The 17,886-nt window shown below is 64.2% G+C and carries 15 protein-coding genes; 9 read left to right on the top strand and 6 right to left on the bottom strand.

Going from position 1 to position 17,886, the window contains the following annotated elements:
- Window positions 1–74: 74 nt before the first annotated feature.
- Window positions 75–824: an SDR family oxidoreductase gene (locus tag AWB80_RS23635; protein WP_061177086.1), complete on the bottom strand. Its 750-nt coding sequence runs from the start codon at window positions 822–824 to the stop codon at window positions 75–77.
- Between the two features lie 104 nt (window positions 825–928).
- On the opposite strand from AWB80_RS23635, the gene pdxR reads away from it, so the two are divergent.
- Entirely contained in the window at window positions 929–2,398 is a 1,470-nt protein-coding gene (pdxR, locus tag AWB80_RS23630; RefSeq protein WP_061177191.1) for a MocR-like pyridoxine biosynthesis transcription factor PdxR, read from the top strand.
- On the opposite strand, the gene AWB80_RS23625 is transcribed toward pdxR, so the two are convergent.
- Window positions 2,395–3,012 (bottom strand): FMN-dependent NADH-azoreductase, encoded by a 618-nt coding sequence (locus AWB80_RS23625; protein ID WP_061177085.1) that lies wholly within the window; start codon window positions 3,010–3,012, stop codon window positions 2,395–2,397. The genes pdxR and AWB80_RS23625 overlap by 4 nt on opposite strands.
- Window positions 3,009–3,473 carry a GNAT family N-acetyltransferase gene (locus AWB80_RS23620; protein ID WP_061177084.1) on the bottom strand — a complete coding sequence of 155 codons (465 nt, stop codon included), beginning with the start codon at window positions 3,471–3,473 and terminating at the stop codon, window positions 3,009–3,011. The genes AWB80_RS23625 and AWB80_RS23620 overlap by 4 nt, the downstream gene beginning before the upstream one ends.
- Before the next feature lie 133 nt (window positions 3,474–3,606).
- On the opposite strand from AWB80_RS23620, the gene AWB80_RS23615 reads away from it, so the two are divergent.
- A complete protein-coding gene (locus AWB80_RS23615) occupies window positions 3,607–4,101 on the top strand; it encodes an MOSC domain-containing protein (RefSeq protein WP_061177083.1) in 495 nt (164 codons plus the stop codon).
- A 53-nt stretch (window positions 4,102–4,154) separates the two neighbouring features.
- Complete coding sequence (locus AWB80_RS23610; RefSeq protein ID WP_061177190.1) at window positions 4,155–4,487, top strand: DUF2322 family protein; 333 nt, start codon at window positions 4,155–4,157, stop codon at window positions 4,485–4,487.
- 46 nt (window positions 4,488–4,533) lie between these two features.
- On the opposite strand, the gene AWB80_RS23605 is transcribed toward AWB80_RS23610, so the two are convergent.
- Both AWB80_RS23605 and kdgD read right to left on the bottom strand, forming a co-directional pair.
- Entirely contained in the window at window positions 4,534–5,886 is a 1,353-nt protein-coding gene (locus AWB80_RS23605; RefSeq protein WP_061177082.1) for an MFS transporter, read from the bottom strand.
- A 130-nt stretch (window positions 5,887–6,016) separates the two neighbouring features.
- Window positions 6,017–6,934, bottom strand: coding sequence for a 5-dehydro-4-deoxyglucarate dehydratase (kdgD, locus tag AWB80_RS23600; RefSeq protein WP_061177189.1), 918 nt, complete (start codon window positions 6,932–6,934; stop codon window positions 6,017–6,019).
- Window positions 6,935–7,135: 201 nt separating this feature from the next.
- Here kdgD and garD point away from each other — a divergent pair, with 201 nt between their 5' ends.
- Window positions 7,136–8,728, top strand: coding sequence for a galactarate dehydratase (gene garD, locus AWB80_RS23595; RefSeq protein ID WP_061177081.1), 1,593 nt, complete (start codon window positions 7,136–7,138; stop codon window positions 8,726–8,728).
- A gap of 97 nt (window positions 8,729–8,825) precedes the next feature.
- The gene (locus AWB80_RS23590) at window positions 8,826–9,992 is read left to right on the top strand and encodes an MFS transporter (protein WP_061177080.1); all 1,167 of its coding nucleotides are present in this window, start codon (window positions 8,826–8,828) and stop codon (window positions 9,990–9,992) included.
- Window positions 9,993–9,996: 4 nt separating this feature from the next.
- On the opposite strand, the gene AWB80_RS23585 is transcribed toward AWB80_RS23590, so the two are convergent.
- Window positions 9,997–10,791: an SDR family NAD(P)-dependent oxidoreductase gene (locus AWB80_RS23585; protein WP_061177079.1), complete on the bottom strand. Its 795-nt coding sequence runs from the start codon at window positions 10,789–10,791 to the stop codon at window positions 9,997–9,999.
- Window positions 10,792–10,896: 105 nt separating this feature from the next.
- Between AWB80_RS23585 and AWB80_RS23580 the strand changes: the two genes are divergently transcribed.
- The 4 genes from AWB80_RS23580 (at window position 10,897) to AWB80_RS23565 (ending at window position 17,810) form a co-directional block, all read left to right on the top strand.
- Window positions 10,897–11,847, top strand: a complete 951-nt coding sequence (locus AWB80_RS23580; protein WP_061177188.1) for a GlxA family transcriptional regulator — start codon at window positions 10,897–10,899, stop codon at window positions 11,845–11,847.
- A gap of 33 nt (window positions 11,848–11,880) precedes the next feature.
- A complete protein-coding gene (locus AWB80_RS23575; protein ID WP_061177078.1) occupies window positions 11,881–13,113 on the top strand; it encodes a Zn-dependent hydrolase in 1,233 nt (410 codons plus the stop codon).
- A gap of 118 nt (window positions 13,114–13,231) precedes the next feature.
- Entirely contained in the window at window positions 13,232–15,730 is a 2,499-nt protein-coding gene (locus AWB80_RS23570; protein ID WP_061177077.1) for a glycogen/starch/alpha-glucan phosphorylase, read from the top strand.
- Window positions 15,717–17,810, top strand: a complete 2,094-nt coding sequence (locus AWB80_RS23565; RefSeq protein WP_061177076.1) for a glycogen debranching protein — start codon at window positions 15,717–15,719, stop codon at window positions 17,808–17,810. The genes AWB80_RS23570 and AWB80_RS23565 overlap by 14 nt, the downstream gene beginning before the upstream one ends.
- Window positions 17,811–17,886: the final 76 nt, after the last annotated feature.

The raw sequence follows: 17,886 nt of genomic DNA, 5'->3' as shown, positions 1-17,886 counted from the left end.
TCCGACGCGAATACGGGGTCCGGCGAAAGCCCCAAAAAAGGCGACGCGCTTTCGCCAGAAACCGTATCGCTCACTCACGCATGCGCACGTGCCAGCCACTGCTCGAGGCTAATGCTCCCACGCCGCGCAACGCCGGTCGGCACGAGCGAATCTTCCGCGATCGTCCCACCGAAGTAGGTGGCCTTCGGATCGACGACGATCTCACGCGCATCACCCTGCGCCTTGAGATACTGACCGACGATCCGATGCAAGGGCGCGCGCTCGGGCCCAGCGATGTCGACGATGCCGTTCAGCGGCGCATCGAGCGCGGCCTCCGCGACGAACGCCGCGACATCATCGGCGGCGATCGGCTGAAACTGCCCCGTCGACAGATGCACCTTGCCATCCTGCATGCCCGCATCGGCGATGCCGCCGAGGAACTCCAGGAACTGCGTCGCGCGGACGATCGAATACGGCACGCCCGATTCCGCGATCAGCTTTTCCTGCGCCACTTTCGCGCGGAAATAGCCGTTGTCCGGCATGCGATCCGTCCCGACGACCGACAACGCCACATGATGCTGCACGCCCGCAGCGGCTTCGGCTTTCACGAGATTCGTGGTCGACGCGCGGAAAAACGCCATCACGTCATCCGGCGCCCACGAAGGCGCGTTCGACACGTCGATGACGACCTGCGCGCCGCGAAGCGCTTCATTCAATCCCGCGCCCGTCACCGAATCCACGCCGTTGCGCGGCGACGCGGCGACTGCCTCGTGGCCCTTCGCACGCAGAATCGCGACCGTTTTCGCGCCGATCAAACCCGAACCGCCAATGACGACCATCTTCATGATGTACCTCGCTCAGATAAGTGAAAGTGAAGTCATTGTGTGACAATCATGGCTTAGCAGAAAGGGACAAGAATCGTCGATTCAACTAGTCCATGAGCCACAACATGCCGACCACTGACCTTGCGTTGAACATAGAAATCGACCGGCGCGAAGCGTCGCCGATCTATCTGCAGATATGCGAGCGCTTCAAGGCGGCGATCGCGGCGGGCCATCTGAAACCCGGCGACCGCGTGCCCGCGTTGCGCGGACTCGCGACGCAACTGAATACTGCGCGCGGCACGGTCGAGATGGCGTATAACGTCCTCGTCGATGAGGGTTATTTGCAGATGCGCGGCGCGGCGGGCACGTTCGTTTCGGCGTCGCTGCCGGGCGCGGTCACGCCTTCCGCCGCGCGCAAGAGCCGCGAACGCGCCGATGCGCCGCGCGTGAAGCGTGCGCAGGCCGACACCGACATCGGCAACGACGCGAAGCCGCTGCGCCCCGGCCTGCCCGCGCTCGACGCGTTTCCGCGCAAGGTATGGAGCCGGCTCGTCGCGTATCGCGCGCGCGGCGGCGATCCCGCCACGCTGAGTTATCCCGATCCGTCCGGCTATCGCCCGTTGCGCGAGCGCATCGCGACGTATCTCGGCCTGTCGCGCGGCGTGGAGTGCGTGCCGGAGCAGGTGTTCGTCACGAACGGCTATCGCGCGACGCTCGAACTGATCCTGCGCGGTTTCGCGAAGCCCGGGGACCGCGCGTGGTTCGAAGAGCCGGGCTATCTGCTCGCGCGTAACTTTCTCGTCGATGCCGGCATGCGGCTCGTGCCGATGCCTGTCGATCATGAAGGACTCGACGTCGACACTGCCCGCGCGCTCGACGACGATGCGCGCTTCGCATTCGTCACGCCGTCGCATCAGAGCCCGCTCGGCGTGACGCTCTCGCTCGCACGGCGCATGAAGCTGCTCGACTGGGCGAGCCGCGCGGGAAGCTGGATCGTCGAGGACGATTACGACAGCGAGTTCCGCTACGTGGGCCGTCCGTTGCCCGCGCTCAAAAGCCTCGATCGCGACGACCGCGTGATTTATTGCGGCACCTTCAGCAAGGTGCTTTTTCCCGGTTTGCGGCTTTCATACGTGGTCGCGCCCGAGCGGGCCGTCGCGCGGTTCGGGCAGATCACGAAGAGCATGAATGCGGGATCGCCTTATCTCTATCAGGCGGCCGTGGCGGACTTCATCGCGCAAGGGCATTTCGCGCGGCATCTGAAGCGCATGCGCGCGCTCTATGCCGAGCGGCGCATGCTGCTCATGAATGCGATCCTGAAGGCGTTCGGCGACAAAGTCAGCATCGAATTGCCGACCGGCGGCATGCATCTCGTCGCAATCTTCCATGCGGGACGCGACGGCCCCATCGACGACATGGCGATGGCCGCACGCGCGCGCGAAGCGGGTCTCGCGGTGCTCGCGCTATCGGCTTGGTATCTGAACGGGCGCGCGAAACATGTGTTGCGCGGGATCGTCGTCGGCTTTGCGAATGTCGCCGATGCCACCGAAGCGGCGCGTCTCGCGGGCATGCTTCGGCGGGCCTACGACGGTTAGAACGCGACGGCGTCATCCGATGCGAAGATCGCGTGACGCGCGATCTCGCCGCGTGCGCTTCGCAGCGCTTCTGCCACCGCGTCATGGCCGTGCACGAGTCCTTGCAGCAACAGGAAATGCAGGCTTTGCAGGCCGATCGAGCCGAGCGCGTAACGCAGATACGGCGTGAGGAAATCGCGCTGGCGCGCGTGCTCGCCGCTATGAAAGCCGCCCGAGCCGACGATCACGAACGCGGGCCGGTCACGCATCAGTCCGAGCTTGCCTTCGGGCGTCGCGGCGAACGTGCGGTGAATCCGCAGCACGTAATCGATCCACAGCTTCAGCGCGGCGGGGACGGTGAAGTTGTGCATCGGCGTGTTGATGATGAGCGCGTCGGTCGTTTCGATTTCGCGGATCAGTTGTTCGGAGACGTCGAACCGGGTCTTGTCCGGCTGGCGCGATGTGATCGCGCTCGCGTAATCCTGCGTGATGGGAGGCAATGGCGCCGCCGCGAGATCGCGTTCGACGATCTCCACGCGCGCCGTCTTGCGCAACATCTGGATCATCTCCAGCGCGAGCTGGTAGCCATGACTCGCGTCGCCGTGCGGGCTCGCGTTGATGAAGAGCACTTTCATCGCGCGGCCTCCGTGTCGTTGCCCGTCAGCGGCTGGACGAAATGCATGCCCTTCGCGAGCAAGCCATTGCGATAGTAGAAGCGCTGCGCGAGCGCCATATGCAGGCCGGTGTCGAGGACGAAATGCGCGCAGCGCGAATGGCGCGCGATCTCACGGACCTTGTCGAGCAACTGCGCGCCGATGCCGCTGCGATGCAGCCGCGCCGTCACGACGAGATCGTCGACATAGACAAAACGGCCGTACAGCGTATTCGTTTGCGTGCGATAACCGGCGAGGCCGAGCATCGCGCCGTCCTCGTCGCAGGCCGCGAGCAGGCGATAGCATTCCTCGCGTTGACGGCGCATTTGCGCGCCGAACGCGGCGGCGTCGGTCAGATGCGGGCGCAGTTCCTTCATGACGTCGAAGGCGCGCGTCCAGTCGTCGGGCGAGTCGAGATGCCGAAAGGTGATCGAAGTGTCCATGCGTGTTCTCCACGTTGCATGCCACCTACGATATCGGCGCGATGACACAGCCCAAAGAGCCAAGAATCGCGCTTTGGACTAGGCCATGTCGGGCCACGGGTAGAATCGGACGGACTATTTTCGATTCCCGCTCATGCCGCTCAATCCGGATTCCCCTCTCGCGCGTCTCATGAACGCGCCCGTGAAAGCGGGCCGTGTCGAATGGATCGGTTTGCGTGAAGCGCGGCGCGCGCCGCTTCGTGTGGTCGAATCGGCGCTGGCGATCGAAGGCATCGGTCTCGATGGCGATCACTACAGCCGAAAGGACGGCAACCGCCAGGTCACGTTGATTCAGGCGGAAAGCCTGCGCGCGATCGCGAGCCATCTCGGGCTCGACGATGTCGCGCCGGGCGATCTGCGACGCAATATCGTCACATCCGGCATCAATCTCAACGCGCTGAAGGGGCAGCGTTTTCGCATCGGCGATGCGGTGCTCGAAGCGAGCGGCGAGTGTCATCCGTGCTCGCGCATGGAAGAGACTTTCGGCGCGGGCGGTTATAACGCGGTGCGCGGTTTCGGCGGCATCACGGCGCGCGTGATCGTCGGTGGAAGGATTGGGCTCGCGAGTCCGGTCGAGCCATTGCGATGATCGGATAAGATACGGCGCCCCGCATCATCAACTCATCACATGGAGTGCTTTTCGTGATCCAGCCGAGCAACGTATTCAAGGATAACCTCGCCCAATTGCCTGCCATCGATGGCATCGAGCGCATCGATCTGGTCGACGGCCAGGGCGACGTGGTCGCGAGTATCGAGAACAAGCCGGGCAAGCAGGGTTCGCTCGCGGTCTACAACTACGTGCAGCAGACGTTCGGCACGCTCGACGCGAAGGCCGCGGAGCACGCGCTCGCCGTGTTCGCCGAACATACCGCCGATGCGCACAATAGGCCGGGCGCGCATCCGAATGTGGATCGCCTGCTGGCGATCGCCGACGGCGGCGAAGCGCTGCGCATCGACGTGATTGAGGCGAGTTGATGCGTATGCCCGTTCCGCCATCGACGGAACGGGCTTGCAAGTCTGATCAGACGCGCAATTCCACGCGCTTGATGTCCTTCACGATCACGAGATAACTGAACACCGTGATCAGCGCATTGATGCCGACGAACGCCAGCGCGCCATTGAACGAGCCCGACTGCGCGACGAGATAGCCGATCACGATCGGCGTCACGATCCCCGCCACATTGCCGAACATGTTGAAGATCGAGCCGGAAAGCCCGATGGCTTCCTTCGGCGACGTATCCGCGACCACGGCCCAGCCCAATGCGCCGATACCCTTGCCGAAGAACGCGAGCGACATCAGCGCGACCACGACCCAGTCCGTATCGACATAATTGCAGCCGATGATGCACGACGACAGCAGCATGCCGCCGACGATCGGCGCCTTGCGCGCCAGCGTGAGCGAGCAGCCGCGCCGGATGAGGCCATCGGAGATCACGCCGCCGAGCACGCCGCCCGTGAAGCCGCAGATGGCCGGCAGCGACGCGACGAAGCCTGCCTGTAGAATCGTCATGTGACGCGCCTGCACGAGGTAGATCGGGAACCACGTCAGGAAGAAGTACGTGAGCACGTTGATGCAGTACTGCGCGAGATACACGCCGAGCAGCATGCGGTTGGTCAGCAGTTGCTTCACGACCGGCCAGCCCACGCTGTTCGACTTCGCCCGCGCCGCGCCGCCCGCGCGGTGATGACCGCTCACGAGACCGCCGCCTTCCTCGATGTACTCCAGTTCCTGCCTGTTCACGCGCGGATGGTCGACCGGATTCTTCATCACGGACAGCCATGTGAGCGCGAGCACGAGACCCGCCACGCCCATCACGATATACACGTGATGCCAGCCGAATGCGTGCGTGAGCCACGCCATCAGCGGCGTGAACACGACGGCCGCGAAGTATTGCGCGGAGTTGAAGATCGCCGATGCCGTGCCACGCTCTTTCGTCGGGAACCAGCTCGCGACGACTTTCGCATTGGCGGGGAAGGCGGGCGCTTCCGCCGCGCCCATCGCGAAACGCAGGACGAACAACGCCGTCACCGCCGTGGCCGCGCTGCCGAGCAGGCCGATCGAGCTTTGCAGCAGCGTGAACAGCGACCACAGAAAAATGCTCGCGGCGTAGACGCGCCGCGCGCCGAAGCGATCGAGCAGCCAGCCCGCCGGCACTTGCGAAAGCACGTACGCCCAGCTGAAAGCCGAGAAGATATAACCCATGCGGATCGAATCGAAGCCGAATTCGGCGCGCATGGCCGAACCGGTCACCGACAGGGTCGCGCGGTCTGCGTAGTTGAACGTCGTGATCACGAAGATCAGCAACAGGATGAGATAGCGCACGCGGGTGCGCTTCATGACGTCTGCGGGATTCGCGGTGCGGCTCATCGACATGGACTTCCCCTTTGATTCGATCGTGCTGATGCACGGAGGGCCGCACGCGCGGCCCTCATGTGCGAAGCGACGCGCGGCGCCGTTGCGGCGCCACGCGTTCTCACGCTTCGCTGTCTCCTTCCAGTGTTGCTTACTGCGCGCCGAGCTTCTTGATCAGCACGTCGAGTTGCGCGACTTCTTCTTCCGTCAGATCGGTCAGCGGCGCGCGCACCGGGCCCGCATCGTGGCCGACGAGCTTCGCGCCCGCCTTGACGATCGACACCGCATAGCCCGCCTTGCGGTTGCGGATCTTCAGGTACGGCAGGAAGAATTCGTCGATCAGCTTGCCGACCGTTGCGTGGTCGTCCGCCGCGATCGCGCGATAGAACTCCATTGCCGTCTTCGGGATGAAGTTGAACACCGCCGACGAGTACACCGGCACGCCCAGCGCCTTGTATGCCGCTGCGTAGACTTCGGCCGTCGGCAGGCCGCCGAGGTACGAGAAGCGGTCGCCGAGACGGCGGCGGATCGTCACCATGTTCTCGATTTCACCCACGCCGTCCTTGAAGCCGATCAGGTTCGGGCAGCTATCGGCCAGTTGCTCCAGCATGTCGGCGTTGAGCTTCGAATTGGCGCGGTTGTAGATGATCACGCCCATGTTCGGCACGGCCTTGCACACTTCCTCGGCGTGCGCGCGGATGCCGTCCTGCGACGCTTCCGTCAGATAATGCGGCATCAGCAGCACGCCATGCGCGCCTTGCTTCTCGGCTTCCTGCGCGAACGCGATGGCCGTGCGGGTCGGGCCGCCCGCGCCCGCGAGGATCGGCACCTTGCCGCGGCACACTTCGGTGGCCGTCTTCACGATCTGCGAATATTCGGGTTGCGTCAGCGAGAAGAACTCGCCCGTGCCGCCCGCGACGAACAGCGCTGAAGCACCGTACGGAGCCAGCCATTCGAGGCGCTCCGCGTAGGTATCTGCGCGGAAGTTGCCTTGCTGGTCGAAGTCCGTCACGGGGAAGGAGAGCAGGCCTTCGGAAACGATTTGCTTCAGTTCTTGCGGTGTCGTCATGGTGAATGTCTCGATGGTCAGCGACCGGCGGGTGCCGAGCTTATAAGTCATCGTACAACATGAGATGACATCGGACAACAGTTTTAAGCCAATAAAATCAATGGATACGGGTAAATACTAAGCAATTGTGACGGTCTATGTTGTAGGATGACATAACTCCAGCCGCAGCCGCGCGGTGTGTTCGCTCAAGGATTCGTCAGAATGAATCAGTCCCCTCTATATATTCGTGTCCACCCGGACGACAACGTCGCGATCGTCGTCAACGACGGCGGTCTGGGCGAAGGCGCCACCTTCTCCGATGGCCTCGTGCTGCGCGAGCGCGTGCCGCAAGGCCACAAGGTCGCACTGAAGGATCTCGCGGAAGGCGATGCCGTGATGCGCTACAACGTAGTGATCGGCTACGCGACGAAAGCGTTGCCGAAGGGAAGCTGGGTGAACGAGCACGTCACGCGCATGCCGGCGTCGCCGGAACTGCACGATCTGCCCATCGCGACCATCAAGGCGCCCGACGAATCGCCGGTGGACGGCTTCACGTTCGAGGGCTATCGCAACGCGGACGGCACGGTCGGCACGCGCAACATCCTCGCGATCACGACCACCGTGCAGTGCGTCGCGGACGTGGTGCAGCACGCGGTCACGCGCATCAAGGCGGAACTGCTGCCGCAGTATCCGAATGTCGACGACGTCGTGAGCCTCGGCCATACCTACGGCTGCGGCGTGGCGATCGACGCCCCCGACGCGATGGTGCCGATCCGCACCGTGCGCAACATCGCGCTGAATCCGAACTTCGGCGGCGAAGTGATGATGGTGAGCCTCGGCTGCGAGAAGCTGCAGCCCGAGCGCCTGATGCCGGCGGGCACCATTCCGATCGCGGCGGCGTCGGCGCAAACGGAAGACGTGGCCGATATCGGCGACAACACTCATGATGACAACGGCGGCGCGGTCGTGCTGCAGGACGAGGCGCACGTCGGCTTCGGCTCGATGATCGATTCGATCATGCGCATGGCCGAGACGCATCTGAAGCGCCTGAACAATCGCCGTCGCGAGACGTGTCCGGCGGCGGATCTCGTCGTCGGCGTGCAGTGCGGCGGCAGCGATGCGTTTTCCGGCCTGACGGCGAATCCGGCGGTCGGCTTCGCGACGGATCTCATCGTGCGCGCGGGCGGCACGGTGATGTTCTCGGAAGTCACGGAAGTGCGGGACGGCGTCGCGCAGCTCACGGCGCGCGCGGCGAACGGTGAAGTGGCGCAGGCGATCATCCGCGAGATGCAGTGGTACGACGATTATCTGAAGCGCGGCGGCGCGGACCGCAGCGCGAACACGACGCCGGGCAACAAGAAGGGCGGGTTGTCGAACATCGTCGAGAAGGCGATGGGGTCGATCGTCAAGTCGGGCAGTTCGGCTATTTCCGGTGTGCTGTCGCCGGGCGAGAAGGTGAAGCAGAAGGGGTTGATTTACGCGTCGACGCCCGCGAGCGATTTCATCTGCGGCACGCTGCAACTCGCGGCGGGCATCAACCTGCATGTGTTCACGACCGGGCGCGGCACGCCTTATAGTCTCGCCGAAGTGCCGGTGCTCAAGGTCGCGACGCGCTCGGACCTCGCGCGCCGCTGGCACGATCTGATGGATGTGAACGCGGGCACCATCGCGACGGGCGAAGCGACCATCGCCGATGTGGGCTGGGAACTGTTCCGGCTGATGCTGGATGTCGCGAGCGGGAAGAAGCAGACGAAGGCGGAGGCGCTGAAGCTGCATAACGCGTTGGTACTGTTCAATCCGGCGCCGGTGACGTGATTCGAACCGCTCACCGCAGGAAAAATTGCCTCGCTTCGTGCGGGGCTTTTTTTTGGCACGATGGAGCCGGTCCAACTCGTCGTCCGGGCGTGAACCCATGACATCCATCCCCCGCACCGTCTGGGCGCTAGGCTTCGTCAGCCTTTTCATGGACCTGTCATCCGAACTGGTCCACGCGTTGCTGCCGATCTACCTCGTCACGACCATGGGCATGAGCATCACCGCGCTGGGCGCACTCGAAGGCGCAGCCGAAGCGACTGCGATGATCGTGAAAGTCTTTTCCGGCTCGCTCAGCGACTGGCTCGGCCGCCGCAAGGGCCTTTTGCTGTTCGGCTACGGCCTTGCCGCATTGACGAAGCCGCTGTTCCCGCTCGCCGATACCCCCGCGATGGTCGTGACCGCGCGTCTGCTCGACCGCTTCGGCAAGGGCATCCGCGGCGCGCCGCGCGATGCGCTCGTCGCCGATATCGCGCCGCCAGCCATTCGCGGCGCCTGCTTCGGTCTGCGGCAATCGATGGACACGATCGGCGCGTTCGCCGGGCCGCTACTCGCGATCGCGCTGATGCTCGCGCTGTCCGGCCACATCCGCACGGTGCTCTGGTTCGCGACGGTGCCGGCGGTTATCGCCATCATCATCATCCTGGTTGGTGTTCGCGAGCCTGAACGCACATCCGCGCAAGGCGCGTTGCGCGCGCCGCTGCACTGGCACGCGATGCGCGGATTCTCCGGGCGCTACTGGTATGTCGTCGGCATCGGCGCGACGTTCACGCTCGCGCGATTCAGCGAGGCGTTTCTCGTGCTGCGCGCCCAGCAGACAGGACTCGACATCGCCTGGATTCCCGGCGTGATGGTGGTGATGAGCCTCACGTATTCGCTGAGCGCGTATCCCGCCGGCGTGTTGTCGGACCGATGGGACCGGCGCGTGCTGCTCGCGTGCGGCCTCGTTCTGCTGATCGCGGCTGATGTGCTGCTCGGCGCGGGCGCATCGATGATCACGCTGTTCGCAGGCGTCGCGGTATGGGGACTTCACATGGGTTTCACGCAGGGCATTCTCGCCGCGATGGTCGCCGAAGCGGCGCCGCCGTCGCTGCGCGGCACCGCATTCGGCGTGTTCAATCTCGCGAGCGGCGTGTGCATGCTGCTGTCGAGCGCGCTCGCCGGGTGGCTCTGGGATCGCAGCGGCGCGTCGACGACGTTCTTCGCAGGCGCCGCGATCGCGGTGATTCCGCTCGTCATGTGCATGCTGGCGCCGCGCGCTGAATGACGCCTCAAGCCGCGTAACGCGCAGCCGGCGTGTTGGTCGACAACTCCGGCGCCATCGCCTGCCGCGCGGCTTCGTACGCCTCCCACTTCGCGCCGTCGTGCAACGGTGGAATGGTCACGAGTTCGCCGCGATCGAAGCCGACGAGCGCCGCATCGACCAGATCGCCCGCGGACATGATGATGGCCTGGTCCAGATTCTCCATCGGCAGTCCGCCCGTTTCCCAGAAGTCCGTGGCAGTCGCGCCGGGCAGCACCGCCTGAATCTGCACCCCCTTGCCCGTTAGTTCGCGATGCAACGATTGACTGAACGCGAGCACGAACGCCTTGGTGCCGCCATACACGCCATTGAGAATCTCCGGCGCGATGCCGACGATCGACGCGATATTGATGACCGCACCCTTGCCGCGCGCAACGAAGCCCGGCACCGCCGCGTAGGTGAGACGCGTGAGTGCGGTCACGTTCAGGTCGATCATGCGCGTCATCGCGTCGACGTCGCTGTCGAGCAAAGGCGTATGGGTGCCGACGCCCGCGTTGTTCACGAGCAGGGTGATGCTCGCGTCCTGCTTCAGTTTCGTTTCGACGGCGGCGAGCGCGTCGCGTTCGTTCAGATCGGCATCGAGAATTTCGACGCTACGGCGCGTCTCGTTGCTGATGCGCTCGGCGAGCGCCGCGAGCCGGTCGCGATTGCGCGCGACGAGAACGAGGTCGTAGCCGCGTCGCGCGAGACGTTCCGCATAGACCGCGCCGATGCCGGAAGATGCGCCCGTGACGAGCGCGGTGCCAAGGTAAGTCTGCGTCATGATTTCACTCCGTTCGATGATTGCGTGAGTGAATGATGATCCCGTTTGACCGTGACGCAAATGACGTATATGGTATTGATTCAGGACATGACAGCGGACAGAAAAATGCATCGCGTCGGCTTTTTGTTGAGCGAAGGCTTTCAGGTGATGGCGCTGGCGTCGCAATCGGTGTTCGAGTATGCGAACGTCGTTGCGGGCGAAGCGTTCTACGGCATCGAAAATTATTCGACGACGGGCGGTGAAGTGCGCTCGTCGCTCGGCATGAAAGTGGACACGCGGCCGATCACCCCGCGCACCGCAATGGACACGTGGATCGTCGCGGGCGTCAACTCGCCGCTCACCACGCCCGCGCCCGCCGATGTGCTCGCGTTTCTGCGGCGCCGGGCCGGCAAGCGCGCGCGGCGCATTGCGGGCGTCTGCACAGGCGGCTTCACGCTGGCAGAAGCGGGCCTGCTCGCGAACCGGCGCGCGACCACGCACTGGGCGTACGCGCGAGACATGCAGCAGCGCTTTCCGGATGTGCGCGTGGAGGAAGACCGCATTTATATCGTCGATGGTCCGGTGTGGACCTCGGCGGGCATGACGGCCGGCCTCGATCTCGCGCTCGCGATGGTCGAGAAAGATCTCGGCGCGGAAGTCGCGCGTTCCGTCGCGCACAAGCTCGTGATGCATCAGCGTCGCGCGGGCGGGCAGTCGCAGCATTCGGAGATGCTCGATCTCGCGCCGAAGACCGATCGTATCCAGAATGCGCTGAACTACGCGCGCAAGCATCTGAACCGGCCATTGACGGTCGAGGAACTCGCGGGCGAGGCGCATCTGAGCCCGCGTCAGTTCAGCCGCGTGTTCACGCTGGAAACGGGGCAATCGCCGGCGAAGGCCGTGGAGGGTTTGCGGCTGGAAGCGGCGCGCCTGATGATCGAAAAGAGCCGCCATTCGCTCGAAGCGATTGCGCAGGAAACAGGTTTCAGAGACCGGCGTCACATGCGCGAGGCATTCATGCGCGGCTTCGGCGTGCCGCCGCAGGAAGTGCGGCGCGAAGCGCGGACCGTGGCTTGAACCCATATGTTTTACGCACCACGAGGACACGCTGTGCCGAAGATCAACCCTCAACGCTTGCTGAACGACCTCAAACACCTGCGCACATTCGGCGCGACGGGGCCGGGCGTCGTGCGCCTGTCGCTGTCACCGGTCGATATGGACGCGCGTCGCTGGCTCGCGGGCCGCATGAGCGATGCGGGCCTGAGCGCAACCATCGATGGCGTCGGCACCGTGTTCGGCCGTTCGCGCAACGCGGGGCCGGCGCTCCTGATCGGCTCGCACACCGACACCCAGCCGACCGGCGGCTGGCTCGACGGCGCGCTCGGCGTCATCTATGGTCTGGAGATCGCACGCGCGCTCGCCGAATGCGAGGAGACGCGCCATTTCGCGGTGGACGTCGCATCGTGGATCGACGAAGAGGGCACGTTCTCGGGCTTTCTCGGCAGCCGCAGTTTCGTCGGCGAAGACGTCGATGAAGCCATTCGCGGCGCGCGAAACCGTGAAGGCGTGCTGCTCGGCGATGCGCTGAAGCAGGCCGGGCTCATCGACGCGCCGTGCGTGCGCCTCGACAGGGCGCGATACCGGGCGTATCTGGAGCCGCACATCGAGCAGGGCGGACGCCTGGAAGCGCACGGCAAGTCGATCGGCGTGGTGACGACCATCGTCGGCATACGGGAATTGAAATTGCGCTTCAGCGGGCAGCGCAATCACGCGGGCACCACGCCGATGTCGATTCGCCGTGACGCGGGCGCGGCGCTCGTCGCGTTCATCGCGCGCATGGACGAAGCGTTCCGCGCACTCGCCGACGCCGATACCGTGTGGACGGTGGGACGCATCGAGCTCGATCCGGGCTCGTTCAGCGTGGTGCCGGGCGCGGCGGCCATGCATCTGCAGTTTCGCGACGCCAGCGCGGAACGTCTGCACGCGATGGAAACGGCGCTCGCCGCGCTCATTCGCGACTTCAACGCCGAAGGCAAGGTGAGCGTCGCAATCACCGACAGCGAGCCGCCCGAAGCGCCCGTCGTGATGGACCCCGCGTTGCAGGCGCAGCTCGCCGACGCGGCCGAAGCGATCGCACCGGGGCAATGGGAGCGCATGCCGAGCGGCGCGTCGCACGATGCGCAGGTGATCGCGCATCACATTCCGGCGTGCATGCTGTTCGTGCCGAGCATCGGCGGAGTGAGTCACGACTTCATCGAGGACACGGCCGAGGCGCATATCGTGTTGGGCTGTGAAGTGGCGACGAGGGCCGCGGCGGCCATCCTGCGGAAAACTTCGGGATAGTTGCGCGAAGCAAAATAGTGGAGCGCTTAAAAAACATCGCTGCAACGCGCGCGCGGCTTGTAATCCCCAGCACCTAACATATTCTTCCTCAGTGCGATGAGCGAACCGGGGGACGATCATGAGCGATGTTCCTGCAGCCGATGCAGCCGCGAACGCCAGAGCCGCCGCGAGCGACGTATCGGGCTATGCATTCCAGCATGACGTCGTGAGGAATCTCATCTGCCGTCAGGCGCGTTATCCCGACATCGCCACACAGGAGGACTGGTACATGGCGCTCGCCTTCAGCGTGAGGGATCGCATGCTCGCGCGCTGGGCGGCATCGACCAGGAGCTACAAGGCGAAGGACGTGAAGGTCGCCTGCTATCTTTCGGCGGAATTCCTGATCGGCCCGCAACTCGGCAATAACCTGCTGAACCTCGACATGCAAGCCGAAGCGCGCGAAGCAATGCATGCGCTCGGCCAGAATCTCGACGAACTGCTCGCGCTCGAAGAGGAGCCGGGCCTCGGCAACGGCGGTCTGGGACGCCTCGCCGCGTGTTATCTGGATTCGCTCGCAACGCTGCAGATACCCGCCATCGGCTACGGCATCCGCTACGAGTTCGGCATCTTCGATCAGGAAATCCGCGACGGCTGGCAGGCGGAAATCACCGACAAGTGGCTTCAGAAGGGCAATCCGTGGGAGATCGTGCGCCCCGATGTCAGTTGCTATGTGTCCTTCGGCGGCCGCACGCAAAGCGATACGGATGCCGAAGGCCGGCTGCGCGTGCGCTGGATTCCCGCGCGACAGGTGAAAGGCGTCGCGTGCGATATGCCGATGCAAGGTTATCGCGTCGATACGTGCAACATCCTGCGACTGTGGAAGAGCGAAGCGGTCGAGTCGTTCGACTTTCAGGACTTCAATGCGGGCGAGTATTACGAGGCCGTCGAGGAAAAGGTGGTCTCCGAGACGCTGTCGAAAGTGCTCTATCCGAACGACGAGCCCGAAGCCGGCAAGCGTCTGCGTCTCGCGCAGCAGTATTTCTTCGTGTCCTGTTCGCTTCAGGACATGCTGCGCCTGATGGATGCGAAGGGCACGCCGATCGACCACTTCGCGGACCTCTTCGCCGCGCAGCTCAACGATACGCATCCTTCCGTCGCGGTGGCGGAGCTGATGCGCCTGCTCATCGACGAGCGTCTGCTTTCGTGGGATGCGGCGTGGGACATCACGCGGCGCACGCTCGCCTATACGAATCACACGCTGTTGCCCGAAGCGCTCGAAACATGGGGCTTGCCGCTTTTTCAGAGCCTGTTGCCGCGTCCGCTCGAAATCATCTACGAAATCAATCGCCGCTTTCTCGATGAGGTGCGCCGCCAGTTCCCCGGCGACGATGCGCGCATCAAACGCATGTCGCTCATCGACGAAACCGGCGACAGAAAAGTGCGCATGGCGAATCTCGCGACGGTCGGCAGTCATGCGGTCAACGGCGTCGCGGCGCTGCATTCGGATTTGCTGAAGCAGACCGTGCTCCACGATTTCGCCGAAATGTTCCCGGAACATTTCCTCAACGTGACGAACGGCGTCACGCCGCGCCGCTTTCTGATGCTGAGCAATCCGGGGCTCGCGCGCCTGCTCGACAAGACCATTGGCGATGGCTGGCGCAGCGATCTCGCACGGCTCGATGCGCTGGCCGCCCACGCCGACGACTCCGCCTTTCACGATGCATGGCGCGCAATCCGGCGCGACAACAAGACAGCGCTCGCAGCGCGCATCAGGAACACGACCGGTATCGACGTCGATCCGAACGCGCTCTTCGACATTCAGGTGAAGCGCATCCACGAATACAAACGGCAGCATCTGAACGCGCTTTACATTATCAGTCTTTATAGACGGCTGTGCCGCAATCCCGAACTCGACACGGCGTCGCGCTGCTTCATCTTCGGCGGAAAGGCCGCGCCGGGCTATGCGATGGCGAAGCTCATCATCCGCCTGATCAACGGCATCGCGGAAGTCGTGAACAACGATCCGGCGATCCGAGGCCGGATGAAAGTCGTCTTCTATCCGGACTTCAACGTGAAGAACGGGCACTGGGTCTATCCCGCCGCCGACCTTTCCGAGCAGATCTCGACAGCGGGCAAGGAAGCGTCCGGCACCGGCAACATGAAGTTCATGATCAACGGGGCGCTGACCATCGGCACGCTGGATGGCGCGAACGTGGAGATTCGCGAGGAAGCGGGCGCGGAGAACTTCTTTCTGTTCGGCCTCACCGCGCAGCAAGTGGACGAGTTGAAGCGCGCAGGCTATCGGCCGGCGGAATACGCGCAAGGCAACGATGAATTGCGCGACGCGCTCGATCAGATCGCGCAAGGACGCTTCTCGCGCGGCGACAAAGAGATGTTCCGCCCGCTGCTCGATAACCTGCTGCAACACGATCCGTTCCTCGTGCTCGCCGATTTCGCGGAATACGTCGCGTGCCAGGACCGCGTGAGCCAGGCATGGCGCGACGCGCGGCAATGGACGCGCATGTCGATCATGAACACGGCGCGCTCGGGCAAGTTCTCGTCGGACCGCGCGATCGCCGAATATTGCGAGCGCATCTGGAAGACGCATCCCGTGAGAATCGATCTTGCCCAGTCCTGAGGCGCAGGTTCGCGACGGCTATCGGACGCACCCGGGCTCGCGCTTTCCGCTCGGCGCGACGGTCGTGCCGGGCGGCGTCAACTTCTGCGTGTTCTGGCGGCATGCAACGCGTCTCGAACTGCTGCTCTATGCATCCGAGGAAAGCGCCGAGCCGTTCCAGATCGTCGAACTCACGAGCGACGTGAACCGCACGTTCTTCTTCTGGCATGTGCTGGTGGAGGGGCTTCCGCTGCGCTGCTGCTTTACATGGCGCGCATACGGTCCGCTCGGCGTGCCGCAGATGAGCGACGCGGCCGCGAGCCGCAAGGAACTGCTCGATCCGAACGCGCGCGGTGTGAGCGACCGGTTCTATCATCGCAAGCAGGCGGCGGGCGAGGATGCCGCGGGTCATGCGTCGTTGAGAGCGATCGTCACCGCGCCGCTCGACCGGCCCGACGACGACATCGAAGTCCGCACGCTCGACGACGCCATCATCTACGAACTGCACGTGGGCGGCTTCACGCGGCATCCGTCGAGCGGCGTGCGTCATCCCGGCACGTTCGCGGGGCTCATCGAGAAGATTCCTTATCTGAAGGCGCTCGGCATCACGCATGTCGAACTGCTGCCGGTGATGGCCTTCGACGAGCAGGACATTCCCGACTTCGCCGCCGCGCGCGGGCATCGCAACTACTGGGGTTACAGCACGCACAGCTTCTATAGCCCGCATCCGCGCTATTGCGTCGAGCCGGCGCGCGCGCCGCAGGAATTCCGCGCCTTCGTCGATGCCCTGCATGCGGCAGGCATCCGCGTGCTGCTCGATGTCGTGTTCAATCACACATCGGAAGCGGGCAAGAACGGGCCGGTGATCCACTTCAAGGTGTTCGCGAACGAAGCGTTCTATCAGGTCGATGTGAACGATGCGCGGCATTATCGCGATTACACGGGTTGCGGCAATACCGTCAACTGCAATCATCCGCTGGTATCGGCGTTCATCATGCGCTGCCTCGAATACTGGGTGCGCGAACTCGATGTCGATGGCTTTCGCTTCGATCTCGCGAGTGTCTTCGCGCGCGGCGAAAACGGCGAGGTGCTGCGCACGCCGTACCTGCCGTGGGCGATGGAAGCGTCGCCGGTGCTCGCGCGCGTACCGCTGATCGCCGAAGCGTGGGACGCGAGCGGCCTCTATCATGTCGGCGCGTTTCCGGGCATGGCGTGGGCCGAATGGAACGGGCGCTATCGCGATGTGATCCGGCGCTTCGTGCGCGGCGACCCGGGCCTGGTCGGCGACGTGTGCACGTGCATCGCAGGCAGCGCGGATCTGTATCAGGAAGACGGCAGGCTGCCCGCCAACAGCATCAACTTCGTGACCTGTCACGACGGCTTCACGTTGAGCGATCTCGTCAGCTACGACGCCAAGCACAACGAGACGAACGGCGAGGACAACCGCGACGGCAGCAACGACAATCTTTCGTGGAATTGCGGCGCGGAAGGCGAGACGGGCGACCCGGCGATCATCGGCATGCGTCTGCGGCAGGCGCGCAATCTCATGGCGATACTGCTGCTGAGCCAGGGCGTGCCGATGCTGCTCGCCGGCGATGAAATCCTGCGCAGCCAGCGCGGCAACAACAACGCGTTCTGTCAGGACAACGCGCTCTCGTGGATGGACTGGCGACTCTCCGACGACGCGCTCGACATGCTGCGCTTCGTGCGCGAGATGATCGCGCTGCGCAAGCGTCACGCGAGCCTGCGCCGCCGGCGCTTTCTGACCGGACGGCCCGCGCACGGGCAGACGCATCCGGATGTAGCATGGCACGGCGAACGGCTCGACGCGCCCGCGTGGCACGACTCCGGCGCGCGCTTCGTCGCGTTCACGCTGGCGGGACAGACGCCCGACGAGCCGATGCTGCACATCGTGTTCAATATGCACGACGATGCGCGCGAGGCCGCGCTTCCGGTTCCTGACGATCGTGGCTGGCGCAGAATCGTCGATACGGCGGCCGAATCGCCGCAAGACATTGTGCCGCATGCCGAAACGGCGCGAACCGAACGCGGGCAGTGCCGCATCGAAGGGCGCAGTGTCGTCGTGCTCGAAAAGCATTGATGTGCACGGTGGTGCTGGACTGTCCGCTGTAAAGCGCCTTTAATGTTCGTGTACTGCGTTGCTCGGCCCATCCACA

The sequence above is a fragment of the Caballeronia pedi genome (genome assembly GCF_001544915.2).
Taxonomy (GTDB): domain Bacteria; phylum Pseudomonadota; class Gammaproteobacteria; order Burkholderiales; family Burkholderiaceae; genus Caballeronia; species Caballeronia pedi.
Note: the sequence above shows the minus strand (reverse complement) of the source record. Positions and strands in the feature narration are given on the sequence as shown.

What these genes read in the sequence shown, in the direction of transcription:
- AWB80_RS23620 (WP_061177084.1), bottom strand. Translation starts at nt 3,473, where the DNA reads ATGGACACTTCGATCACCTTTCGGCATCTCGACTCGCCCGACGACTGG.
- garD (WP_061177081.1), top strand. Translation starts at nt 7,136, where the DNA reads ATGAATCAGTCCCCTCTATATATTCGTGTCCACCCGGACGACAACGTC.
- AWB80_RS23580 (WP_061177188.1), top strand. Translation starts at nt 10,897, where the DNA reads ATGCATCGCGTCGGCTTTTTGTTGAGCGAAGGCTTTCAGGTGATGGCG.
- pdxR (WP_061177191.1), top strand. Translation starts at nt 929, where the DNA reads ATGCCGACCACTGACCTTGCGTTGAACATAGAAATCGACCGGCGCGAA.
- AWB80_RS23590 (WP_061177080.1), top strand. Translation starts at nt 8,826, where the DNA reads ATGACATCCATCCCCCGCACCGTCTGGGCGCTAGGCTTCGTCAGCCTT.
- AWB80_RS23635 (WP_061177086.1), bottom strand. Translation starts at nt 824, where the DNA reads ATGAAGATGGTCGTCATTGGCGGTTCGGGTTTGATCGGCGCGAAAACG.
- AWB80_RS23625 (WP_061177085.1), bottom strand. Translation starts at nt 3,012, where the DNA reads ATGAAAGTGCTCTTCATCAACGCGAGCCCGCACGGCGACGCGAGTCAT.
- AWB80_RS23585 (WP_061177079.1), bottom strand. Translation starts at nt 10,791, where the DNA reads ATGACGCAGACTTACCTTGGCACCGCGCTCGTCACGGGCGCATCTTCC.
- AWB80_RS23615 (WP_061177083.1), top strand. Translation starts at nt 3,607, where the DNA reads ATGCCGCTCAATCCGGATTCCCCTCTCGCGCGTCTCATGAACGCGCCC.
- kdgD (WP_061177189.1), bottom strand. Translation starts at nt 6,934, where the DNA reads ATGACGACACCGCAAGAACTGAAGCAAATCGTTTCCGAAGGCCTGCTC.
- AWB80_RS23605 (WP_061177082.1), bottom strand. Translation starts at nt 5,886, where the DNA reads ATGTCGATGAGCCGCACCGCGAATCCCGCAGACGTCATGAAGCGCACC.
- AWB80_RS23570 (WP_061177077.1), top strand. Translation starts at nt 13,232, where the DNA reads ATGAGCGATGTTCCTGCAGCCGATGCAGCCGCGAACGCCAGAGCCGCC.